This is a genomic window from Bradyrhizobium sp. 1(2017) (genome assembly GCF_011602485.2).
Classification (GTDB): Bacteria; Pseudomonadota; Alphaproteobacteria; order Rhizobiales; family Xanthobacteraceae; genus Bradyrhizobium.
Genome location: NZ_CP050022.2, coordinates 7,821,361 through 7,841,347, shown reverse-complemented (window position 1 = coordinate 7,841,347; position 19,987 = coordinate 7,821,361). Strand labels below are relative to the sequence as shown.

The following is a 19,987-nucleotide window of genomic DNA, read 5'->3' as shown; positions in this document are numbered from 1 at the left end:
TGTAATGCAAAGTAACCTCACGTCCCGCGACGACAAGCTTCACGTCGGCATCATCATGGACGGCAACGGCAGATGGGCGACGCGCCGCGGCCTGTCGCGCGTGCGCGGCCACGAGGCCGGCGTCGAGACGATCCGCCGCATCGTCGAGGCCGCGCCCAAGCAGGGCATCGGCACGCTCACGCTCTATGCCTTCTCCACCGACAATTGGCGGAGGCCCAGGGCCGAGGTCGCTGCGCTGATGACGCTGCTGCGCTTCTATCTCTCCAACGAAGTGCAGAGCCTGGTGAAGAACGGCGTGCGCCTCACCGTGATCGGCCGCCGCGACCGCCTGCCCGACGGCATCGCCAGTGCGATCGCGCGCGCCGAAGCAGCCACCGCCCATGGCAGCACGCTGCATTTGCGCATCGCGGTCGACTATTCCGCGCGCGATGCCATTCTCAACGCCGCGACGAAGGCGGCGGCGCTGACCAGCCTCACGCGCGAAGCCTTCTCGCAACTGATCACCGGCGAAGCCGGGCTGCGCGATGTCGACCTCATTATTCGCACCTCGGGCGAGAAGCGGCTGTCCGACTTCCTGCTCTGGGAAGGCGCCTATGCCGAGCTGCACTTCACCGAGCGGATGTGGCCCGAATTCGATGCGGGCGATCTCGCCGAGGCGCTCGCCGCCTTCCATGGCCGCGAACGCCGCTTCGGCGGCCTCCAGGCGATCATGCCCGAGGAGGTGCCGTCACTCTCTCGTGCGTGATGCGCCGCACATGACAACGAACGGTTCGTTTGAGCCGCGCCGCGGCGCAATTGAAAAACGATGCAAGCCTCCGCGGATCGTGCTTTACTGCGTTTTGCGGCGGGAGTTCGCAAGATGCGCGCAGTTCTGGATTATTGCAGCGGCGGAACGGAGCGGCAGGTCGAAGCAGGTACGCTCCTCGTCACCGAAGGCGGCGCCAGCGGCCATCTCTACGTGCTCATGCAGGGCAAGCTCGAGGTGCTCAAGGGCGAGATGGTGGTCGCCACTGTCACCGAGCCCGGCGCGGTGCTCGGCGAGATGTCGGTGCTGCTGGGTCAGCCGCACACCGCCACCGTGCGGGCCTGCTCCGATGCGGTCGTCTACGAATTCGAGGATGCCGCCTCGTTGCTCGAGAAGGAGCCGGGCGTGGCGCTGCTGATCGCAAAGATGCTGGCGCAGCGGCTCAATACGGCGAATACCTATCTGGCCGATCTCAAGCGGCAATATGCCGACCACGGCACGCATCTGGCCATGGTCGGCGAGGTGCTCCAGAGCATGGTCAACCTGCCGCCGCGGGAGGTTTCGCCAGGCTCGGATCGACAATCCGATCCAAGGATGTGAGCCAGTCGGGCGGCGCCTCGATGGCAGCGGCCGGCCGCTTCAGCGGGGCGGTCAGGTCGATCCATTGCGCCTCGCCGGCCGCCAGCCAGAACGCCTGGTCCGCATCGAGATCCAGCACGATGCAGGTCGGCGGGCGGCCGGGCTGCAGGCCGGTGTTGAAGACCCAGGTCTGGTCCAGCCGGTCGTACCACGACCCATCCTTGATGAAGGGCGATTGGTGCACATGGCCCGAGATCACCATCGACGGCTGGTATGTCCTGATCCAGTGCACCAGCTCGACATCGCCGAAGAAGCGCTTGCCGCCCCAGCTCGTCGGTGAGTCCGCCGGCGGCGCGTGATGCACCCAGATCCAGCGCTGCAGCCGGCTGGAAGCGGCGTGATCGAGCTGATCGATGATGCGCTGCCTGACCAGCGGCCCGTCCCACCACGGGCATACCGTGAACAGCGCCTCGCCGATGACGAGGCTGTCGCCGTCGCAGGCAATGCCCATTTCGCGCACCTCCGAGATCCAGCGCGAGACCTTCTCGCCGTCCGCGTTGCGCTCGTCGAGGTCGTGATTGCCGGAGCAAAGAATCACACGGGTCTGCGCGGCGAGCAGCGCGAGGTATTTTTTCACCACCACGATCTGGGCGCGAAAATCCACCATCGAACCGATGTCGAGCGCGTCGCCTGCGAAGATCACGAGGTCGAACTGCGCGGACGCGCTGACCAGCCAGTCGAGCTGCGGCAGCGAATAGTGCAGATCGGCCACGACGAGGCAGCGCATTGGAAATCCGTCCGCAAGAGATAAAAAAATGTCAGGAAATTCCTGATGTCATCAAGCAAGAAATGGACCAGCATGGCCGCTTTTCCGGCGCCATCACCGCAGGACTGGACCGAGTTATTGAATTCTGATGTCGTGGCGCGCCCTCCACCGGATTTCCTCATGACCTCCTTCAAGACCATTCGTGCTCGCGCCGAGAAACGCAAGGGCGGGCCCAAGGCGCTGGAGAAATTGATGCCGGCCAAGCCGGACCACAAGCAGCTGGCCAGGCTCGGCGATGACCGCATCCTCGCCGAGATGACCAAGCGGGTGTTCCGCGCCGGCTTTGCCTGGAGCGTGATCGACACGAAGTGGGACGGTTTCGAAGAGGCCTTCCTGCATTTCCAGCCGGCCAAGCTCAGCTTCCAGCCCGACGATTTTTGGGAAGGCCTGCTGCGCGATGCCCGCATCGTACGCAACGGTGCCAAGATCATGTCGGTGCGCGACAATGCCGCCTTCGTCCAGGAGATCGCCAAGGAGCACGGCAGCTTCGGCAAGTTTCTGGCCAAATGGCCGTCGTCCGACGAGATCGGCCTGCTCAATCTCCTCACCAGGCACGGCAGCCGGCTGGGCGGCAACACCGGCCAGATGCTGCTGCGCTTCGTCGGCTGGGACGGTTTTGTGACGTCGAAGGACGTGGTGGCTTGCCTGCGCGATGCAGGTCTCGACATCGCCGAAGAGGTGAAGTCGAAGGGTGACCTCGCCAAGGTGCAGGCGCAGTTCAACGCCTGGGCCGAGGAGACCGGGCTGTCTTACACCTATCTATCGCGCATCTGCGCGCTGTCGATCGGCGAGAGCAGAAGCGAGTAACACGACGACAACCGAGAGAGGAACGATGGCAAAAGCTTATTGGGTCGCGACCTACCGCGCGATCAGGAACCCCGAAGCCATGGCGGCCTACGCCAAAGTGTCGCGTCCGGCGATCGAAGCCGCCGGCGGCCGTGTGCTCGCGCGCGGGATGCCGGCCGCGGCCTTCGAGCACGGCCAGATGGAACGCGTCGTTCTCATCGAGTTCGACAGCGTCGCAAGCGCCAAGGCGGCATATGAAAGCGCGGCCTACAAGGCCGCTCACGATCTGCTCGGCGACGAGGTTGATCGCGACATCCGGATCGTTGAAGCCGCCGAGTAGCGCCGCCGCCCCCAGATCGTGGACATCCTGTGGCGATCTCGTGCCGTCAGCGCGGCAGGTGCCATGCGCGATCACGAAATACATTTCTCGGGAACATTTGTGCGCAGCACTTGTTCGGGAGGTTGAGCCAGGCGAACGGCGTCGCAGGGAACGCCCGTTCTGGCTCGATCCACTGAAACCCGACGTGACAAAACGGAGCAGCTCATGAAGCTCACATCCGAACAGGTGAAGCAGACCGTCAGCCAACTCGGCGCTCAGGTGCTGCCCGACGAACATCCGGCCATGCCGCAGCTCAACAGCATGTTCGGCGAGCACACCTTCTTCGTCGACGAGACGGGCCTCAAGGTCCTCGAGCCGACACCGTCGCTCGGTGCCGATCGCCAGAGCGGCGAAGTCGTCAGCCTCGCCGATTGGGGCGATTCCGACCTGACGCGCCTCATGGCGCACGAGCCCGAGCCGACCGGCGTGATCGTCGTGTTCGAGCATGTGAGGCATTGATCGGCCCGAACGGGACGTTCTGAGACACGTGCGCCACGGTGAAGTGCGGATCACTCCCGTGGCGCGCGGCTTTGGCGTGACTCCCAGTGTGGCAGTCGGGTCCGCCGTTTTGTCAACGATCTGGCGCTACGCACGCATCATCCGCCACGAACGCTGCGTGCGTAGCGCCGCATTTCTCCGCGACAGGCCGGAAACAGCACGACGATCGTAAGCGAGACGGCATACGAAAGGCAGAAGCAGGCTGCCAAATCGGGAATCCCGCCGATCGAGCGCGCGAGCAGCCAGCGATGCAGCAGACATACGGCCAGGGCGGAAGCAAGGGCGCCGGCGAGATGAGGCCCGACCACTTTGATGAGATCTCGATGACGCACAGGGCCGCTTCGCCCGATCAGCCACCAGAGAATCGGCGTGCGCACGCACTCGCTGATCGAATATGCGCTGGCGACGCCGACCGGTCCGAACGGTAGCCCGCAGATGAAGGCGAGGATCGACGTCGCGACATTGAACAAGCCCCAGCGCATGTATTCCTTGGCGCGGCCCTGGCTGAGGAATAGCCAGGTGGCGGGGCTGTTGCTGGTCTGCAGCAGTCCGGCGATGCTGAGGGCGATGAAGATCGGCGCGGCCTCGCTCCACTGGCCGCCGAGCAGCGTTTCGACGAGCGTGTCGGCCGAGGCGATCATGAAGGCGACGCCAGGCAACACCAGCAGGAACGCCGGCAGCACCGCACGACGGAACGACTCGCGGTAGCGCTCAGGCTCCTTCAGCAGGCCCGACAACGTCGGTAGCATGATTCGCACCATCGGATTGGTGACTTGCTGAAGCGGAAACAGCAGCAGCCGGTAGGCGCGGTTATAGGCGCCGAGCGAGGCTGTGCCCCAGACTTTGCCGATCAGAACCCCGTCGGTATTGCGGGAAAGGAATTCGGCAAGATTGTAGCCGGTGACGCCGAGCCCGAAGGTCAGCATGTCGCGTGCGGCCATGATCGAGCCTGGCCTCGACGGCAACCATCCCGAACTCAGCCACGCGCCGCCCGCGAGCACCAGGCCCGATGCCAGGCTGCCGGCGAGGATGGCCCAATAGCTGTGGTAGACCAGCGCGACCACGACCGAGGTCAGCAACCCCGTCAGTGCGGCCGCGGACTCCAGGCCTGCCAGCGTCCAGAATCTCATCTGGCGTGTCAGCAACGACAGATGCTGGACGTCGGCTCCGCTGAGCAGCAACGTGACGCTCATGCCCGAGGTCAATGGGGCGAGATTCGGTACGCTATAGAACCTGGCGACAAGTGGCGATAGCGCGACCTGGGCGACCGCCAGCAGCGCGCCGACCGAGAGGTTCACCCAGAACAACGCACTCAGCTCGATCTGGGTCAATTCGTCCTTCTGTACGGTCGCGTGTCCAAGGCCGAGATCCTGGAACAGCACCGCGAAGGCAAGCACCGGCGAAGCCATCGCATAAGTACCGAAGTCGACGGGTGTCAGCAGGCGCGAGAGCAGGATCACGGATCCGGCCTGTGTCGCGACGCGCACGGCCTGCGTGACGACCGCGGCGAGCGCGCCATTGCGTACGTTCCGGGACTGCTCGTCCTCGGAGAAATGCATGTTGAGTTGAGTCACGATCAGCTCCTCGAGCGGCGAACAACGAAAGTTTCAGGCGCAGTTCGAAAGCGAGACGGTGAACCAATGGCAGTTTTTGTTTTCCGATTTCATGCGAGGTGCGCTTCATGCATGTGCGATCAATCGGACACCGCTCATGCGTGGATCGCCGCGCATGAGTGACGTCGAACTTGTCGCGCGTGAGCAACGTCGCGAAACGCCGACGACTATCCGTCAGTACGTGTCATTTGAATGGCGCGGGCAAAATGCATCGGCAAAAAAATCTGCGCCGATCGCGGTCGAACGAAAAGCAATGGAATACGTCTTGTTGAAGCGGTGCGTCGCGTTGAAATCGAGGCCGCCTGTCAGGTTGATGTCAGGCACTGCCTCGAACATCGACATAGAAAGAAAGCAATTGGAGTCTGATTGTCCAACGGTCAGGCAAAGACAAACAGAGAGGCCGGCCGCATCAGGAGGCCAGCCCAATCACCGGGAACCGATCGCGCTGGCTTCAGACCGCAAGAGCGCGCTGTTCTCCTGCAACGTACCTTCGACGGGAATCTCGATGACGATTCGAGTTCCCGGACCCGCTTTGCTCTCGAGCCGCAGGCGCCCGTTGAGCGATGAGGCGACGAGATTGAATGCGATGTGCAGCCCCAGACCGGCATTGCCTTTCTCGCGACTTGTCGTCACGAACGGATCGAAGATGTGCGCCTGCAAATGCTCGGGAATCCCGACGCCGTCGTCGGCGCAGACGAGGCGGACCGATTTCGCGTTCGATTGGCTGACCGTGACGACAAAGCGGCCGCCCGTCTTGCCGGGGTAGGCGTGCCCGGCCGTATTGAGCGCGAGATTGCTGATCACCTGTGCAAGTGCTCCGGGATAGCTGTTGAGCGTGATCCCCGCCGGGCATTGCACCTCGACCGTCAAGGCATGATGCGACAGCAACGGCGCAAGCTTGGACATCAACTCGGTCAGCCAATCCCTCAACTCGAAACTGCGCCGGTCCTCGTCGGCTTGATGAACCGCGACCTGCCTGAAGCTGTGCACCATCTCGGATGCGCGGTGCAGATTGTCGAAAGTCAGATCGAGCCCCTGCTTGAGCCTGTCGATTCCCTTGGTCAGGTCGGACCGCCGGACCGACGCTCCGCCCAATGCGTCAGCCATCGTTTGCAGGTCCGTCTGCATGGTCGTCGAGGTCGTCAAGGCGAGGCCAAGGGGGGTGCTGACTTCGTGCGCGACGCCGGCCACCAACTGCCCGAGCGAGGCGAGCTTTTCGGCCTGCACGAGCTGCTCCTGGGTCGCGCGCAGGTCGCGCAGCGATTTCTCCGACCGTTCCTTTTCCCGCTGCAACGCCTCGGATGTCCGGAATTGTCGTCGCGCCCGGTATTCGCGCGCAGCCACGGCATAGAGCGACAATGCGTAAGCGTTGCCGACGAGAGAGTGGTTGATGAAGCTCAAGCCCGTCGGCATCGTCAGCGCGAACGACTCGGCGACCAGCAGCGCCACCCACGAGAGTAGGCAGAAAATCGCCAGCGAGCCGATCCGCAAAGGCAGCATGGTCGAGACGAACAGGATGATCATCATCATGCCGGGTGCGGCAAAGGTGAAGCCCGACGGCAGGACGAGATAGATGCTCGGCAGGATGCAGCCGGGAATGACGCAATAGACCAGGAAGATCGTCTCCGCCCACGGCTTCATCCTTCGCCGCGACAGCAGCGCGGTCAGGGGCAGCAGGATGAACAGCGCCGTGCCGCCACGGATGGCGAGCGTGGTCGGAACCACTTCGGGGTAGAGCACCCAATCCCAGAGCGTGTAGCCGGCATAGGTGGCCGCGCCGAGCAGCATCGCGATCTGCGTCCAGCCGAGACTGCCTCGGACGTACTGGTCGACAAACCGGCGTTCCTCGATGCGGTCTTCGAAGCGCAGCCCGAGGCGTATCAATAAGGCAAGCATTTCAGATCAATCACAAAAAAACATGTTTGGTGTCTCTACGACAGGTTTTGAGCCACGTCGCGGACAAAGATGTCGCGTTCGGCGGGGAGCGGCCTCGCTCAGATGCCCAGCGTCAGCTGCGGCTCCGCCTCGTCCCCGGTCTGGAGCGCGGACAGCGAGACCCCCAGCAGCCTGACGCGCGTGGGCAGCGGCATCTCGATCTCGAGCAGGCCGCAGGCCAGCCGTTCCAGATCGTCCCGCCCCGCAACCGGCGCCGGGACGGACCGGCTGCGCGTGATGATCTCGAAATCGGCAAACTTGATCTTCAGCGTGACGGTGCGGCCGCGATTGCCGGTCGCCTCGCAATGGCGCCAGACCTTGTCGACGAGAGGCCTGAGCTCGGCGACCAGCGCGTCGAATGCGTCGAGGTCGATCGAGAACGTGTTCTCGGCGCCGATGGACTTGCGAATCCGGTTGGCCCGCACCGGCCGTTCGTCGACACCGCGTGAGATCCAGTAATAATACGCGCCTGACTTGCCGAAATTCGCGTTCATGAACTCAAGTGTCTGGTTGCGGATGTCGAGACCGGTGAACAGGCCGAGCGCATTCATCTTCGCGGCTGTCGCCGGGCCTATGCCGTGAAACCTGCCGACGGGAAGCGTCTCGACGAAAGCTGGCCCCGTCTCCGGCGAGATCACGAACTGTCCGTTGGGCTTGCGATGGTCGGAGGCGAGCTTGGCCAGAAACTTGTTGTAGGAGATGCCGGCCGACGCGTTGAGCCCGGTCTCGGCCTTGATCTTCTCGCGAATCTTCAGCGCGATGTCGCGTGCCAGCGGGATGCCTTGCAGATTTTCCGTGACGTCGAGATAGGCCTCGTCGAGCGACAGCGGCTCGATCATCGGCGTGTGCTCGGCGAAGATGTCGCGGATCTGCCTGGAGATCGCCTTGTAGACCTCGAAGCGCGGCTTGACGAAGATCAGATCGGGACATTGCCGCTTCGCCGTCACCGACGGCATCGCGGAGCGGACGCCGAATTTGCGGGCCTCGTAGCTGGCGGCCGCGACGACGCCGCGTTCGGCGGAACCTCCGACCGCGACCGGCTTTCCACGTAGTTCCGGATTGTCGCGCTGCTCCACCGACGCATAGAAGGCATCCATGTCGATATGGATGATCTTGCGGACGGGCGAGGCGTCGCCGGTCACTGTGTCGGAATCGCTCATGCAAAGATGATACAATCGGGCACAGGGAAGCGCGAGGTGATGGATGCTGCACTTGTTGGTCTTCGTGGCAGCCGTGGTCGGCATCGGCTGGCTGATCGGTGCGACCAATCTGCCGGGGGAATGGTATGCCGGGCTCGCCAAACCCGGCTTCGTGCCGCCGAACTGGGCGTTCCCGATCGCCTGGACGATCCTGTATGTCATGATCGCGATTGCGGGATGGCGGACCTATCGCCGTGAACCCAGGGGCAAAGCGATGTTGGCCTGGGCTGCGCAACTGGCGCTGAACTTTGCATGGTCTCCGGTCATGTTCACGATGCACCAGATCGGCGCCGCGCTGGTCATTCTCATCGGCCTGTTCGTCGCGATCGTGGGTTACATCGGTCTGGAGATGTCACGCGACAGGCTCGCCGCCGCATTGTTCGTGCCCTACGCAGCCTGGGTCGCGTTTGCCGGCGTGCTCAATGCGGCAATCTGGCGTTTGAATTGAGGTCTTCAATCCAGAGCCGATCAAAGCGCAGTCTCAGGCTTGTGACTGGCAAGCAGGGGCTCGCGACCTAATATGAGCCGGCGGAGGACAGACCCATGCAATACAGCTCCGAGCTCATTCACACGATGCGTCAAGCGCTGGAAACCGTGATGGCGAGCGTACCGGCCCATCAATCGGTATTCGGCCTGAAAGCGGCCGTCGCCGAATGCATCCTGAACGCCGCCGCACACGGCCAGACGTCATACGACGGACTGGTGACGTCCGCCTCCGACCAGATCCAGACGATCGTCTCGATGCTGACGTGAGTGCCGGTGTGAAAGCGGCGACAATACTGGCGCGCCGCGGCCGATGAAGACGGGCACTACTCCCTCACGATACCCCTATGATGCCGAAGCCCGCGATGCGCTACAGTCAGCAAGTCTGCGATGCTCTGCCATCTAGCACGACGCATCGTGTATCCCCCGATGTTGCCGGGTGGTCCGCTTACCCCTTCATAGCGGTAATCTCGATCAGCTCCCAGATGGACGCGACGGGCCACTGGTGACTAATGCAGTGCGGCAAATAGCGTCCTATTCGATCACCTCTTCGGCGCGTCCACACCCCGGCGACCCGATGCCGGCGTTCCTCAGGGGCCCAGGCCCGCACCCGACGCCCGCGCCATCCTGCTGAAGCTGCCCACCCCCTCAAATTAATCTTTGTTCCGCGACCCCGGCGCCGGGTTCGCGCCCTCTTGTGTGGGTGAATGCGCCATAGCGGCGCGTCACGAGCCGGAGCACAGAACCATGTGGTATAGGAAGAGGAACGTTGGCGGGTGGGAGCGCGCGGCCAGGCTGATCGGCGGGGGCTTGATGCTCATCTGCGGTGTGGTTGCGCTGCACGCTTCGCCGCTCGGGCTGCTGGTCAGCGGTGCGGGTGTCGTGACGCTGGTCACCGGCGTGTTCGGCTATTGTCCTGCCTGCGCCGTCGCCGGGCGCGAGCCGATGAAGGGGTGACCGCCTTGGCCCGCGTATCAGACGATCTCGTGCTCGCGGCACAGTCGGGTGACCGGCACGCGCTCACACAGCTCCTGGTGGCGCTGCAGCCGGACATTCGACGCTACGCCCGGCGCCTTTGCCACCGCACCTCGGTCATCGAAGATGTGGTGCAAGAAGCACTGATCGTCGTGTACCGGCGCGTGGGCACGATCCGCAGTCCAACCGCACTCGCCGGCTGGCTGCTCACCGTCATCGCGCGCCTTTGCATGCTGCCGGCGCTGATGCTGATGCGCGGAGTCGAGGAGCTCGCTAGCCTGGAAGAGTCACGCGCGCTCGCAAAGGTCCCGCCGGACGAGTTACGCATGGACTTAGTCAATGCGATCGAGTCGCTTTCGCCGTCCCATCGCGAAGTGTTGCTGCTGCGAGATCTCGAAGATCTGACGATCGGGGAAATCGCCGGGCGGCTCGGCGTGACGCGCGAAGCGGCCAAGAGCCGCTTACGCCGCGCCCGCACATTGGTGCGCGAATACCTGCTCGGCACAAAGGACAGCGGACGAGGGAGCACATGAATTTCTTTCGTGGAGTCGGCATATTCGGGAGCGCTTTCCTGGGCGCACACCTGATGCGCGGCGCAGCTGCGGCGGCGCTATTCGCTTTGGCCATCGTCCACCAGACCGCGCATCCTTGGCTATCCTTGGGCGCGGGCGTTGCCGCCCTCGTCGCGCTACGCGGATGTCCGATGTGCTGGACTGTGGGCCTGATCGAGACGCTTTCGAAAGGCCGTCGCGATTCAAGGGCCAGATAGCTGTTGGCGCGCGTGAGGTGGCATCCTTATCTTGCACTCAGCGCGGCACTTGCGAGTGGCATTTGGGGTCTCACGACCAGAGGCCATGAGGGGAGGTTGGAATGACCTCGCAGCGAGTGTCGGGAACCGCCGTGCAACGAACCATTGCCGTGCTGGGCTCGGCGGCTTTCTTCGTGGTCGCCCCTTGTACGCTGGCGGGGCTCGTTCCGTGGTTGATCACGGGTTGGCAACTCCAGCCGCCGTTCCTTGGTCTGGAGCTGACGCGCGGCGTCGGCGCGATCATGATTCTCGCAGGCGTGCCTGGCCTCGTTGACGCATTTGCGCGTTTTGCGCTGCAGGGTCTCGGCACCCCCGCGCCCATCGCGCCGACTCGGAATCTCGTGGTGACCGGTCTATACCGTTATGTGCGTAACCCAATATACGTCGCGGTGGTTGCCATCATCCTGGGTCAAGCGGTGCTGATGGGCGATTGGCGCCTCATCGTCTACGGCGCGCTGTTGTGGCTCTTCTTCCACGTCTTCGTCGTGGCGTACGAAGAACCCGCGCTCGAGCAGACGTTTGGGAGAGAGTACGAGGCGTTCCGCGCCGCCGTCCCGCGCTGGATACCGCGGATGACCCCATGGCGGTCGAAATGATCGGTGGCCCGCGGTTGTGCGAGCCGCGGCTCGCGACCGGTCTCGGACGCGTCACCGGCGCCGCGAGCAGGCACGCTAACGGCCCTCGGAAAAGAACATCTCCATCGGCGAAGCGGTTGGTTTCAGGCGCATCGCAACGCGGCTTCAAGCGCAAAATCGACAGGTTTTGGAGTGCATATTCTCGTGCCGACTGGCGCGCCATTCAGAACAAAACGACGAACTCGTATATCATTGAAGTTATTATATAAAATCAATATGCCTGACAAGTGATTGAGTTTAGGGGGCGATTGTGAGCGGAGCGCAGCTCAATTTGAGCAGCTGTTGAATTGCCCAACTATCGGCCGCGGGACCGAAATGTGGGCACGGACATTGTGTTGTGTCCAAGGGCGGCTTTTCTGAACCGCGAGATTTGCAGGCAGCCCCCGGCCAAGCCCACCTTAGCGCTACGCCCCGAGATATTTCCCGGAATGGCGGAACGCCGGTTTGGGGGGACTGTTGCCTCTGCGGTGGCGGAATCTTCGCGAGGAGCGGGACAGTCACCATCGCGGCCGGAGCGGCGTAACGCCGCTTGGTCGCGATCAAGCCATCCCTCCAAGCAAGAGAAACATCATGAACAGGTCGAAGCCAACCCATTTCCGCAATTCGTTGAATTTGAGAGACAAGGTGCAGGTCAAGATCCTGCGCAAGCGCGCTCAAGCTGACGGATGAGCAATTTACCAGCGTCCTTCGCAAATCGGGCATTTCGATCTCGGCTATCACCAAGGAAGCCTCTACTTTTAAGTAACGAACATCAGCGCATGAAGATCGTCTTGTCTTCATTGTCTTGCGACGCAATTGATTGTCGTGTCGATAGTCCGGCCGATTGTCCCAGTAGCTCAATCGTGACAGACGATTCCAGATTCGTCGGCGTATCGCCAACGATATAGCGCTCGGGCGACCGGATCACGCGGCGCGAACATGGCTGGATTACTGAATGCCGGCCGGTCATCACCCAATGAACACCAGCCGTCCGGCTTAATGCAGACCTCGACTCGAGCATCCCTTTGCGCTCGATACGGATTATTTGTCCCTCCGTTGTGAGCTTCCGTCCATTCTGCCGCGTCGGAGGCCGTTAACTTGTCTGAGTCGGTCTCGCACTGCTTTGCGATCTGAATCAGACGGTCGCGGGGAAAAGCATAGTATCTCACCGCATGGGGGATCAGCGCGAGCGCAATGGCTGCTGCCAACGTGATCTTGATCAATCTCAGCAAATGGCGCCCCAGCCGGCAAGCAAAACAACAGAAGAATGCTCGACAGGCTTCACCTCGGGGCCGCTCGCTGCACCGAAATATTTCACCGCTTCACAGGCTCAGTAGGTTTCGCGGTATCCCATGGGCGTTTGCCGGACGCGTCACGATCCCATGGGCGCGCAACCGATCCTGCTTTCTCTTCCAATACATCTTTAGCGCGCGCGGCCTTGATCTTGTCGCGAATTGACGTTTCGGCTGCAGCAGTCGCTTGCTCGGCCGATCGAACAATAGCACTGGATGACAGGAAGAGGATCGCGCCGACCCCTAAGATCTTTTTCATCAATGCCGATAGCACGATCACCCGTTGTTGTCCGATTTATCTCCGGCCCCAGCGCGGAGCTAACAACAACGATCGCCTTCCACGCAACGCAGTCGACGCAGTGATAGTCCCCCGAAGGCTGCCGTGCAGCTTACGCAGCTGACTTTCGGATCCTCGTGCGGGCCGTCGGACCAGCAACCATTTGCTGCCACATCTGTTGTCCTCCATCACCGATCGAGGCTGCACAAGGGGCATCGGTCGCTGACACATGGAGCTCCCGTCTGTCTCCGGAGCGCGTCATGACCCGGTACTACTTCGATCTCGTCGACGATGACGGCCTGTTCCTTGACGAGGAAGGTCTGGAACTTTCGGACTTTCGGGCGGTGCAGGTTGAGGCGGCAAAGTCATTGGCCGACATGGCACGGGATGCGACGTATGACTCTGGCAGCTCTTCAAAGCGCCATTTGGCAATTGAGGTACGGGACGACGCCGGTCCCGTGATGCATGTCGGGTTCGAATTTGGGGACGGAGGGCGGCAACAGTGACACGGCTTGTGGGTCCCGGCGTTGCTCCTCGATCCACCTTCGAGCATCCATGAGGTGGCCCCTCGTCGCGCCGCAATAGCGGTCAAGCGTCCGCCTCACGCTTGACTGCGCCGCCTACCTCTTTTTCGCAGACCCGAAATCCGGCTGCCAGACGACCTCTTTCCGGCTGGGCTGTGCCGCGATCACCTTGGCTTTTTCCTTCTTCGGCTTCTTGGCTTCGCGATTGCCGCGTTGCTGTCCCTTGGCCATGACGTCCATCTCCCGTTGGAATTCAAGTTCATTCGGTTCGTCCGACTGCAGGATGCGCCCGCGCGGCGTACAGACGCGGACATCCATGTAGCCGTCACGCAGCAGCTTTCGCGCGAGCCGCAGTGCAACGGTCGCGCTGCCGCGCCCGAGATTTGCGCTGCCATATTCGTTGGTTCCCGTGACCAGGTAAGGCACGCGCTTTGCCCTAGCCATTGAGGATGGCCGCAGCACACACCAGAAGCAAAAGGAATAACGGAACGATCACCGGCGGGACGATCCATTCCGAGGCGCGAAAACGCGACATCGAGCGCTCCTGCAACTCCGTCGGCGGGAGCGCACGTGACCCTCAGTCACCGGTCGATGCCGTTGAGAAGAGCGGTGATGCGACAAACCTACGCCTGCGAGGCACCAATAGCGAGTACTAAAACGCAGTTCGGGCAAGGCTGCACTGCGGCGTCAGCGCGCGGGAATGACGAATGTGCTGGCTATTGCTCAATGATGAGCGCATGGTCGTTGCTGTCGGTCGGTCAGGGGCCCTCTTGCAAAAAAGGCAGGCGTGCATGACCATCCGCTCACGGCGAGAGACCGTCACGTTCAGACATCCGTTCCGAATCCGCGGCATCGAGCGAGTGCTGCCCGCCGGCGCCTACGAGGTCGTCACCGATGAAGAGACAATCGAGGGTCTCACCTTCTCGGCCTATCGACGCGTCGCTACGATGATCATGGTGCCCGCCGAAGGCGTTCGCGACTCCATGGAGATGCTCTCGATCGGCTCGGTCGACCTTGCCAATGCGCAGGCTGCGGATGCGAGCCATGACTGACCATCCCGTCGATCTCGACAAGCATCGCGGGATGGCTGCGCAGAAGGCTACCGATCTGCGCCGCGCGCTGGCCGAGGTCGAGGCCCATGTCAGGGAATTGCGCGAGCGGGAGGCCGAGCTTGAACATCGCATGATGACGGTGCCCGCCGCCTCCTGGCCGGAGGCGGCCGTCAAGGCGCGGCATCTGCTCAACCTCTATGCCGCGAGCCTGCCTGCCGAGGATACGAGGCATCGGGCGCTGGTGGCGGCGTTGCTCGACGACTTCGTTCGGCTCTCCGGCGAGGGCTGACGGCAGAGCAACTTTCCGCACGCGCGATCGTGCCAGCAACCATCGCGTAAAGGAGGAAACCATGACGCTCACGAGCGGTCGCTACATCGGCCACGAATATGACCGGATGATCGTACTGTTCTCGATGCAGGACGGCGGTAAGGAAATTCCCTGCGCGATCTCGACCACCGCGATGGACTATCTCGAGCGCGGCCCGCAGGTCCGCCCCGAGCAGCGCGAAGCTCAGTTCATCCGCCTACGCGACCGCATCGAGGCCCGCGCGGCCAGCAAGTATCGAGCGACGGAACTTGAAGGCGATCCACGGGGCATCGTGTTGCGTGGCATCGATTTCAGAACCTAACAACTTGCCACGTCGTGATACTGGAGCCGCTTAGGCGAATTCTTAACAAGTTGACCCCGCCGCCCCATAACTCGCCGAGCAGAGACGGACAGGCCGATGCTCAAGACAATGTCAACGCGTTCCGGAAGTCGCAAGGAACCCGTAAGCGACTGATAGCCAGTCAACGATCAAGAGCCTTTCTTGAACGATCGACTCGGGCGGCCCTGAATTCTGATGGTCCCTCGATCAAACGCTGCCTTCGCATCGCTTGATCATCGCCATTCGCAGAATTGTCCGCCCTCTCGTCTATGGCTTTGCCAGCCAGGTGGGCGGCACGCGCGCGTTGGACCAGAATGCGATGATCACTCGTATCCGTCTTCGCCATCTCAATCTCCTGGATTAGAGACCGCGACTGGAATTTGGCAGCTACGGACCCTGGCTTTCGCTGCGTCGAACCCGGCGCAACCACCATGGCAATGAATCTATAGCAACAACGTTCCTCTACGCGCGGCATTCCCGTTACGCGCGTTCCTTGCCGGCGATCTGCGGCAACGGCGGCTTGCGCTCTGGAAGCTTCTTCTTGGGGGACGCCGGCAGCAAACCTTCCCTGATGGCCTGCTTCCGAGCGAGCTTACGGGCCCGGCGAATAGCCTCGGATTTTTCGCGCGTCTTTCTTTCCGAAGGCTTTTCGTATGAGCGCCGCTGCTTCATTTCGCGAAAGACACCCTCGCGTTGCATCTTCTTCTTCAGAACACGAAGGGCCTGGTCGACATTGTTGTCGCGAACAAGTACCTGCAATTGAAATTCCTCGCTGGGCTGCGAATGCGCAATTCCTGCATGCAGCCAATTGCGCAGGAGTCTCGTGGCGATTGTGATGATGGGAGTGACGGCGTCTTCTTCCGCCGGCCTCGAACAAGCCGGTCTATGCGTCACGGCAATCAAGTTCGGTAGAGCAACGTGACTACTGTAAGCCGCGCTGTCAATGGATAGAGCCGTTCCCACACGTCGTTTGGAGCCCCTCGATCGCAAAGGAACGTTCGCCCAAACGCGCTCGAGTAGCAGCGCTCTCGGAAACAATTTTGAGTGTTGCCTTGCAAAAAGCCGAAAATGATATATATCAGAGAAATTCGATTAGCCGCTGTGCCTTGTTGAACGCGCCCGCGGGCTCCTTTTCCAAAGACATCGACGAAGTTGAAGCAATCGCGTGATTGTCACGCGGTACGCGCTCGTGCGCCTTGGAGAACGAAAATGACGACAGGCACTGTTAAGTGGTTCAACGGCCAAAAAGGCTTTGGATTTATCCAACCGACCGACGGCACCAATGATGTGTTCGTTCATATCAGCGCGGTCGAACGGGCTGGCCTTGCGGGTCTCGCCGAGGGCCAAAAGGTCAGCTTTGAGGTCAAGACCGACAAGATGCGCGGCAAAGTGAGCGCCGAAAACCTCTCGCTGGCTTGATTTGTCGACGCCGTTTTCACGGATGTACTGAAACGGCACGCTGCCCGCTCGATCTTCGGATGGAGCGGGTTTTGTTTATCCTAATGCGGGTTGAGGATGATGGCCAGGAAATCGGCAGAGCCGTCGCCCGAAGGCATCGCGCGCTCGAACCGCAAGCGATTGGCTGCTGAAGACGGCGCGCGGGCATTGGCTGACGCGGAACGGCAGGCCATCGAGGTGCGAAAGAACATGGCGCGCCTCCGCGAGCTGCGTGAGGCCAAGGAAGTTGCCGACACCGCGTTTCGCGGCATCGCTGCCTGCGCCCGCACCGACGAAACGCAAAAACAGGTCGGTGCGATAGTCGAACTCGCGATCACACGGCATCATCGTGAAACCGAATTACACGAGCAGGGTGGATGCCTAGAGTCAAAGCAGACGGCGGGGGAACGATCACTTTCATGCTTGCGCTTGGCGCAGCACGACAGATGTGCAGGCTTACGACGACGTTTCAGACTGACAAGCAGGCCTTCAGTTATCTCCACAAATATCGAAAAGAATTCGAGCATATAGCCCGTGCGCGGCTCGCCTCCGGCGAGCTCGAAAACGGAATCGTCGTGCTCTCGATGCTCTAAATCGAGAGCGACGATTATGCCTGGCCGTCTTTCGGCTTGGCTTCACGCGCCAATCGGGCCGCCTTCAGGCGCTCGTGATTGTCGTGCAGGGATTGCTGATCTTTCGCGTAATCGGTCATTGGTTTTTCTGTCCGCACCGCTTTGAACGCGTTGTTCGCCTCCCGCAGATGCCGGGCAGCCTTCGCTTCGTTTTTCATCATTTTGATCTCCAGAAATTGGATCAGCGCCGGTCTGGAGCTCGGATAGTCGCCATGGCGGCCCCAAGAGATATTCGCCCGGGAGCGGATAAGCGTGAACGCTCCGCTTCGCGCCAGATCTTTCGCGAGGGCCCAGCGCGTTGCCGAAACGACGGCAAGCGGACGCTGCCTATGGTTATCAACGCTTTCGCAGGACGCAGGTTCCCGAGTGGCGAACCGAAGCCCACGCCGCCGCTCGTCTGCCAGACGTTCAGCTAAAATCCCAACCAGGTGTGGCGCTGCTCACGAGCTAAGCGCTTCGACCGGAATTCAGTTAGCACATCATCTGCGTTGTGTGCGCGTTTCCTTGCCGATTCCTGAAGGCGGTAATCGCCATATGCACCAAGTGTAGCTTGCCCTCGACTGCGGGTGAAATGTCGAACGGGTACGCGTCGGCAAGACCAAGTGAGCGGTTGAGGCGGTTGATCGTCAGAGCGAGCGGGGTCCATAACTCAAGGAGCGCACCGAAATCGCTTTCCAGATACGGGTCGTTCAGCGTGTGCTTCCCGCGCGCGTCCAACGACAACGGAAGTCCTGCCAGGGAATCCAAGGTCGAGACGATGTGCAGGAAGTGAGCGAAAGTCTCTGCCCAATCTTCCCAGGGATGAGATGTCGCATACATGCTGATGTGACTCGCCGGATCGCAAGACCAATCTTGACGGGCATAATAGTCGGCAAGCGCAGCTTGGTAGTTCTCGGTCTCGTCGCCAAACACCAGCCGAAACGGCGCTCGAAAGCCCGCTTCGTAGATCAGGGCATTCCAGTAAAAGTGCCCTATTTCGTGTCGAAAGTGACCAAGCAGGGTGCGATAGGGTTCGCGAAAGGAAACGCGCCTGATCTCGCGCTGCACATCGTCGGCCTCCGCAAGATTGAGCGTTATCAGGCCGGATTCGTGACCGGTCATGACCGGCCCATGCTCGTCCGACAGAATCTCGAATGCCAGACGAAATCCACCCGCGAACACGATGGGCACGCGGAGCCGTCGCAGGTCGTAGATCAGCCTGCGCTTGGCTTCCTCCACGCGCTTCCAAAGGGCTACGTTACGCGGATTCTGCGTGGCGGGAATGACATGAGTCAGGGAGCAGGACATGCAGTAGGGAGTCGTCGCAACCGCGCACCAGTTGCAACCGATGATATTCCGGTTGACGCATACAAGGGCACTTTCCGCACCGATCATTGCCATGTTCTCGGGATCGAAGATCAACGGCTGCATGCAGCCGTTGCATTTGGAGAGCTCGAACGCCGATAGCTGCCCGCAATGAGGACATTTGAAATCTCTCATGATGGCGCACGACCATTGAGGGTGTCGATCAGCGCACGTTGCCTCTTCAACGCGCGCTTCCTCAGAATGTCAGCATCGGCCTCGCCCACAGTGCGACACGCGCCCTGGTAGGAGGCCTTCTTGGATACAGGCTGTGCCCGCCAGTCTTGCGCCGGTTGAACGGACATGGGCGCGACTCCGGATCGGATTTTCATCTTCCTTCAACAATGCCTTCAGTTTGAACGGGTTCCCGTCAGGCGCTGGGCGGATGTTCTCAACGCAATCGAGCATACGGCTGGCGGTCGGGACTGCGATGGCATACTGTTCACACCCGAGCGCTCGCAGCCTTCATCGGTGACGATGCCCAAACGGGTTTCGCGACGATCGCAATCATCTCTTTGGAGCTACTTCCATGAAGATCCGCGTCGGCTTCGAGATGATCTACGACTTTCCGCAACCGACCCCTCTTATCGCAGTTGTCGGCACTCACTTCACACGGGCATCCGACATTGTCCTGCCCGATCATCTTGTCAGCGAGCCGTCAGTGCCGATCACGCCATACCGCGACGGTTTCGGGAATTGGTGTAGTCGTCTTGTCGCGCCCGCCGGCCGCATGCGCCTCACAGCGGACGGCACTGTCCGAGACAGCGGTCTACCCGACGCGATCGCACCATCGGCGCAGCAGCATGCAGTGGAAGATCTTCCGTCGGACACCATCGTATATTTGCTCGGTAGTCGGTACGTCGAGACTGACCGACTTACCGACGTGGCGTGGAAGTTGTTCGAGAGGACCGCGCCCGGTTGGGCACGGGTCAAGGCGATCTGCGACTTCGTGCATAACCACATCGCTTTCGGCTACGAGCACGCCCGCCCGACCAAGACCGCCTGGGAAGTGTTCAACGAAGGCAAAGGCGTTTGCCGGGACTATGCACATCTGGCTATGGCGTTCTGCCGCTGCATGAACATTCCTGCGCGCTACTGCACCGGCTATCTCGGTGACATCGGCATGGCGCCTCCATATGCCGCCGGCGATTTCGCCGGCTGGTTCGAGGCTTATATCGGTGGTCGCTGGTACACATTCGATCCACGTAACAACATTCCCCGGATCGGTCGCGTCCTGATCGCGCAGGGCCGCGATGCCGCCGACGTTCCAATCACCCAGACATTTGGACCCAACACGTTGCTGAGTTTCAGGGTTTGGACCGACCAACTCGTTGGCTGATCGCAA

At 61.5% G+C, this 19,987-nt stretch carries 29 protein-coding genes and 1 pseudogene; 19 read left to right on the top strand and 11 right to left on the bottom strand.

The features are described from left to right. Nucleotides 1–4: 4 nt before the first annotated feature. Together HAP40_RS37165 and HAP40_RS37160 are read left to right on the top strand one after the other, a co-directional pair. A complete protein-coding gene (locus tag HAP40_RS37165) occupies nt 5–745 on the top strand; it encodes a di-trans,poly-cis-decaprenylcistransferase (protein ID WP_166811975.1) in 741 nt (246 codons plus the stop codon). Nucleotides 746–859: 114 nt separating this feature from the next. Then, nucleotides 860–1,345, top strand: a complete 486-nt coding sequence (locus HAP40_RS37160) for a Crp/Fnr family transcriptional regulator (protein WP_166811976.1) — start codon at nt 860–862, stop codon at nt 1,343–1,345. On the opposite strand, the gene HAP40_RS37155 is transcribed toward HAP40_RS37160, so the two are convergent. Beyond that, complete coding sequence (locus HAP40_RS37155) at nt 1,284–2,111, bottom strand: metallophosphoesterase family protein (protein ID WP_166811978.1); 828 nt, start codon at nt 2,109–2,111, stop codon at nt 1,284–1,286. The genes HAP40_RS37160 and HAP40_RS37155 overlap by 62 nt on opposite strands. Between HAP40_RS37155 and HAP40_RS37150 the strand changes: the two genes are divergently transcribed. The 4 genes from HAP40_RS37150 to HAP40_RS37135 all read left to right on the top strand — a co-directional run bounded on the left by HAP40_RS37150 (nt 2,111) and on the right by HAP40_RS37135 (nt 3,774). Then, nucleotides 2,111–2,239: a hypothetical protein gene (locus tag HAP40_RS37150; RefSeq protein WP_256380453.1), complete on the top strand. Its 129-nt coding sequence runs from the start codon at nt 2,111–2,113 to the stop codon at nt 2,237–2,239. The two genes, HAP40_RS37155 and HAP40_RS37150, sit on opposite strands and share 1 nt — an antisense overlap. Before the next feature lie 31 nt (nt 2,240–2,270). Further along, entirely contained in the window at nt 2,271–2,957 is a 687-nt protein-coding gene (locus HAP40_RS37145) for a DNA-3-methyladenine glycosylase I (protein ID WP_166811980.1), read from the top strand. 25 nt (nt 2,958–2,982) lie between these two features. Next, complete coding sequence (locus tag HAP40_RS37140) at nt 2,983–3,276, top strand: DUF1330 domain-containing protein (protein ID WP_166811982.1); 294 nt, start codon at nt 2,983–2,985, stop codon at nt 3,274–3,276. Between the two features lie 204 nt (nt 3,277–3,480). Then, nucleotides 3,481–3,774 carry a hypothetical protein gene (locus HAP40_RS37135; RefSeq protein ID WP_166811984.1) on the top strand — a complete coding sequence of 98 codons (294 nt, stop codon included), beginning with the start codon at nt 3,481–3,483 and terminating at the stop codon, nt 3,772–3,774. 137 nt (nt 3,775–3,911) lie between these two features. Here the strand turns inward: HAP40_RS37135 and HAP40_RS37130 are convergent, their stop codons facing one another. From HAP40_RS37130 to dinB, 4 genes are all read right to left on the bottom strand, one after another. Further along, complete coding sequence (locus HAP40_RS37130) at nt 3,912–5,387, bottom strand: lipopolysaccharide biosynthesis protein (protein ID WP_166811986.1); 1,476 nt, start codon at nt 5,385–5,387, stop codon at nt 3,912–3,914. Nucleotides 5,388–5,600: 213 nt separating this feature from the next. Further along, on the bottom strand, nt 5,601–5,750 hold the full coding sequence (locus HAP40_RS37125; RefSeq protein ID WP_166811988.1) for a hypothetical protein: 150 nt from the start codon (nt 5,748–5,750) through the stop codon (nt 5,601–5,603). A 102-nt stretch (nt 5,751–5,852) separates the two neighbouring features. Next, nucleotides 5,853–7,322, bottom strand: coding sequence for a sensor histidine kinase (locus tag HAP40_RS37120; protein WP_166811989.1), 1,470 nt, complete (start codon nt 7,320–7,322; stop codon nt 5,853–5,855). Between the two features lie 98 nt (nt 7,323–7,420). Continuing rightward, on the bottom strand, nt 7,421–8,521 hold the full coding sequence (gene dinB / locus HAP40_RS37115; protein WP_166811991.1) for a DNA polymerase IV: 1,101 nt from the start codon (nt 8,519–8,521) through the stop codon (nt 7,421–7,423). Nucleotides 8,522–8,564: 43 nt separating this feature from the next. On the opposite strand from dinB, the gene HAP40_RS37110 reads away from it, so the two are divergent. The 5 genes from HAP40_RS37110 (at nt 8,565) to HAP40_RS37090 (ending at nt 11,422) form a co-directional block, all read left to right on the top strand. Then, on the top strand, nt 8,565–9,008 hold the full coding sequence (locus HAP40_RS37110; RefSeq protein ID WP_208024843.1) for a TspO/MBR family protein: 444 nt from the start codon (nt 8,565–8,567) through the stop codon (nt 9,006–9,008). 95 nt (nt 9,009–9,103) lie between these two features. Continuing rightward, complete coding sequence (locus tag HAP40_RS37105; RefSeq protein ID WP_166811993.1) at nt 9,104–9,313, top strand: hypothetical protein; 210 nt, start codon at nt 9,104–9,106, stop codon at nt 9,311–9,313. Nucleotides 9,314–9,790: 477 nt separating this feature from the next. Beyond that, nucleotides 9,791–10,000 (top strand): YgaP family membrane protein, encoded by a 210-nt coding sequence (locus HAP40_RS37100; protein ID WP_166811995.1) that lies wholly within the window; start codon nt 9,791–9,793, stop codon nt 9,998–10,000. Between the two features lie 5 nt (nt 10,001–10,005). Further along, a complete protein-coding gene (locus tag HAP40_RS37095; RefSeq protein ID WP_166811997.1) occupies nt 10,006–10,551 on the top strand; it encodes an RNA polymerase sigma factor in 546 nt (181 codons plus the stop codon). 337 nt (nt 10,552–10,888) lie between these two features. After that, entirely contained in the window at nt 10,889–11,422 is a 534-nt protein-coding gene (locus HAP40_RS37090) for a methyltransferase family protein (RefSeq protein ID WP_208024844.1), read from the top strand. Nucleotides 11,423–12,297: 875 nt separating this feature from the next. On the opposite strand, the gene HAP40_RS37085 is transcribed toward HAP40_RS37090, so the two are convergent. Both HAP40_RS37085 and HAP40_RS37080 read right to left on the bottom strand, forming a co-directional pair. Then, nucleotides 12,298–12,663 (bottom strand): hypothetical protein, encoded by a 366-nt coding sequence (locus HAP40_RS37085; protein ID WP_334270880.1) that lies wholly within the window; start codon nt 12,661–12,663, stop codon nt 12,298–12,300. Between the two features lie 91 nt (nt 12,664–12,754). Next, complete coding sequence (locus HAP40_RS37080) at nt 12,755–13,012, bottom strand: hypothetical protein (protein WP_166811999.1); 258 nt, start codon at nt 13,010–13,012, stop codon at nt 12,755–12,757. Between the two features lie 257 nt (nt 13,013–13,269). Between HAP40_RS37080 and HAP40_RS37075 the strand changes: the two genes are divergently transcribed. Then, nucleotides 13,270–13,515, top strand: a complete 246-nt coding sequence (locus HAP40_RS37075; RefSeq protein WP_166812001.1) for a DUF6894 family protein — start codon at nt 13,270–13,272, stop codon at nt 13,513–13,515. Nucleotides 13,516–13,629: 114 nt separating this feature from the next. Here HAP40_RS37075 and HAP40_RS37070 read toward each other — a convergent pair whose 3' ends face one another. Next, nucleotides 13,630–13,977: a hypothetical protein gene (locus tag HAP40_RS37070; RefSeq protein WP_208024960.1), complete on the bottom strand. Its 348-nt coding sequence runs from the start codon at nt 13,975–13,977 to the stop codon at nt 13,630–13,632. Nucleotides 13,978–14,324: 347 nt separating this feature from the next. Here HAP40_RS37070 and HAP40_RS37065 point away from each other — a divergent pair, with 347 nt between their 5' ends. The 3 genes from HAP40_RS37065 to HAP40_RS37055 all read left to right on the top strand — a co-directional run bounded on the left by HAP40_RS37065 (nt 14,325) and on the right by HAP40_RS37055 (nt 15,214). Then, nucleotides 14,325–14,585: a hypothetical protein gene (locus HAP40_RS37065; protein WP_166812003.1), complete on the top strand. Its 261-nt coding sequence runs from the start codon at nt 14,325–14,327 to the stop codon at nt 14,583–14,585. Beyond that, nucleotides 14,578–14,874: a hypothetical protein gene (locus HAP40_RS37060; protein WP_166812005.1), complete on the top strand. Its 297-nt coding sequence runs from the start codon at nt 14,578–14,580 to the stop codon at nt 14,872–14,874. Before HAP40_RS37065 ends, HAP40_RS37060 begins: the two co-directional genes overlap by 8 nt. A gap of 61 nt (nt 14,875–14,935) precedes the next feature. After that, nucleotides 14,936–15,214, top strand: coding sequence for a DUF1488 domain-containing protein (locus HAP40_RS37055; RefSeq protein ID WP_166812007.1), 279 nt, complete (start codon nt 14,936–14,938; stop codon nt 15,212–15,214). A gap of 498 nt (nt 15,215–15,712) precedes the next feature. On the opposite strand, the gene rpsU is transcribed toward HAP40_RS37055, so the two are convergent. Then, nucleotides 15,713–15,991, bottom strand: a complete 279-nt coding sequence (gene rpsU / locus HAP40_RS37050; RefSeq protein WP_166819208.1) for a 30S ribosomal protein S21 — start codon at nt 15,989–15,991, stop codon at nt 15,713–15,715. Between the two features lie 450 nt (nt 15,992–16,441). On the opposite strand from rpsU, the gene HAP40_RS37045 reads away from it, so the two are divergent. From HAP40_RS37045 to HAP40_RS37035, 3 genes and pseudogenes are all read left to right on the top strand, one after another. Continuing rightward, a complete protein-coding gene (locus HAP40_RS37045; protein WP_166812009.1) occupies nt 16,442–16,651 on the top strand; it encodes a cold-shock protein in 210 nt (69 codons plus the stop codon). A gap of 96 nt (nt 16,652–16,747) precedes the next feature. After that, nucleotides 16,748–16,991: pseudogene (locus tag HAP40_RS37040) on the top strand (transcriptional regulator). Between the two features lie 55 nt (nt 16,992–17,046). Then, on the top strand, nt 17,047–17,262 hold the full coding sequence (locus HAP40_RS37035) for a hypothetical protein (protein WP_014491577.1): 216 nt from the start codon (nt 17,047–17,049) through the stop codon (nt 17,260–17,262). Nucleotides 17,263–17,276: 14 nt separating this feature from the next. Here the strand turns inward: HAP40_RS37035 and HAP40_RS37030 are convergent, their stop codons facing one another. Together HAP40_RS37030 and HAP40_RS37025 are read right to left on the bottom strand one after the other, a co-directional pair. Then, complete coding sequence (locus HAP40_RS37030; RefSeq protein ID WP_166819209.1) at nt 17,277–17,459, bottom strand: hypothetical protein; 183 nt, start codon at nt 17,457–17,459, stop codon at nt 17,277–17,279. A gap of 313 nt (nt 17,460–17,772) precedes the next feature. Further along, nucleotides 17,773–18,711: a zinc-binding metallopeptidase family protein gene (locus HAP40_RS37025; RefSeq protein WP_246741206.1), complete on the bottom strand. Its 939-nt coding sequence runs from the start codon at nt 18,709–18,711 to the stop codon at nt 17,773–17,775. Nucleotides 18,712–19,171: 460 nt separating this feature from the next. Here HAP40_RS37025 and HAP40_RS37020 point away from each other — a divergent pair, with 460 nt between their 5' ends. After that, nucleotides 19,172–19,981, top strand: a complete 810-nt coding sequence (locus tag HAP40_RS37020) for a transglutaminase-like domain-containing protein (RefSeq protein WP_166812013.1) — start codon at nt 19,172–19,174, stop codon at nt 19,979–19,981. The last annotated feature ends 6 nt before the right edge of the window (nt 19,982–19,987 follow it).

Bases quoted from the DNA above. Each gene is read 5' to 3' on its own strand.
- HAP40_RS37165 (WP_166811975.1), top strand. From the start codon at position 5: ATGCAAAGTAACCTCACGTCCCGCGACGACAAGCTTCACGTCGGCATC.
- HAP40_RS37160 (WP_166811976.1), top strand. From the start codon at position 860: ATGCGCGCAGTTCTGGATTATTGCAGCGGCGGAACGGAGCGGCAGGTC.
- HAP40_RS37155 (WP_166811978.1), bottom strand. From the start codon at position 2,111: ATGCGCTGCCTCGTCGTGGCCGATCTGCACTATTCGCTGCCGCAGCTC.
- HAP40_RS37145 (WP_166811980.1), top strand. From the start codon at position 2,271: ATGACCTCCTTCAAGACCATTCGTGCTCGCGCCGAGAAACGCAAGGGC.
- HAP40_RS37140 (WP_166811982.1), top strand. From the start codon at position 2,983: ATGGCAAAAGCTTATTGGGTCGCGACCTACCGCGCGATCAGGAACCCC.
- HAP40_RS37135 (WP_166811984.1), top strand. From the start codon at position 3,481: ATGAAGCTCACATCCGAACAGGTGAAGCAGACCGTCAGCCAACTCGGC.
- HAP40_RS37120 (WP_166811989.1), bottom strand. From the start codon at position 7,322: ATGCTTGCCTTATTGATACGCCTCGGGCTGCGCTTCGAAGACCGCATC.
- dinB (WP_166811991.1), bottom strand. From the start codon at position 8,521: ATGAGCGATTCCGACACAGTGACCGGCGACGCCTCGCCCGTCCGCAAG.
- HAP40_RS37110 (WP_208024843.1), top strand. From the start codon at position 8,565: ATGCTGCACTTGTTGGTCTTCGTGGCAGCCGTGGTCGGCATCGGCTGG.
- HAP40_RS37105 (WP_166811993.1), top strand. From the start codon at position 9,104: ATGCAATACAGCTCCGAGCTCATTCACACGATGCGTCAAGCGCTGGAA.
- HAP40_RS37100 (WP_166811995.1), top strand. From the start codon at position 9,791: ATGTGGTATAGGAAGAGGAACGTTGGCGGGTGGGAGCGCGCGGCCAGG.
- HAP40_RS37090 (WP_208024844.1), top strand. From the start codon at position 10,889: ATGACCTCGCAGCGAGTGTCGGGAACCGCCGTGCAACGAACCATTGCC.
- HAP40_RS37075 (WP_166812001.1), top strand. From the start codon at position 13,270: ATGACCCGGTACTACTTCGATCTCGTCGACGATGACGGCCTGTTCCTT.
- HAP40_RS37070 (WP_208024960.1), bottom strand. From the start codon at position 13,977: ATGGCTAGGGCAAAGCGCGTGCCTTACCTGGTCACGGGAACCAACGAA.
- HAP40_RS37065 (WP_166812003.1), top strand. From the start codon at position 14,325: ATGACCATCCGCTCACGGCGAGAGACCGTCACGTTCAGACATCCGTTC.
- HAP40_RS37060 (WP_166812005.1), top strand. From the start codon at position 14,578: ATGACTGACCATCCCGTCGATCTCGACAAGCATCGCGGGATGGCTGCG.
- HAP40_RS37055 (WP_166812007.1), top strand. From the start codon at position 14,936: ATGACGCTCACGAGCGGTCGCTACATCGGCCACGAATATGACCGGATG.
- HAP40_RS37045 (WP_166812009.1), top strand. From the start codon at position 16,442: ATGACGACAGGCACTGTTAAGTGGTTCAACGGCCAAAAAGGCTTTGGA.
- HAP40_RS37035 (WP_014491577.1), top strand. From the start codon at position 17,047: ATGCCTAGAGTCAAAGCAGACGGCGGGGGAACGATCACTTTCATGCTT.
- HAP40_RS37030 (WP_166819209.1), bottom strand. From the start codon at position 17,459: ATGAAAAACGAAGCGAAGGCTGCCCGGCATCTGCGGGAGGCGAACAAC.
- HAP40_RS37025 (WP_246741206.1), bottom strand. From the start codon at position 18,711: ATGCAGCCGTTGATCTTCGATCCCGAGAACATGGCAATGATCGGTGCG.
- HAP40_RS37020 (WP_166812013.1), top strand. From the start codon at position 19,172: ATGAAGATCCGCGTCGGCTTCGAGATGATCTACGACTTTCCGCAACCG.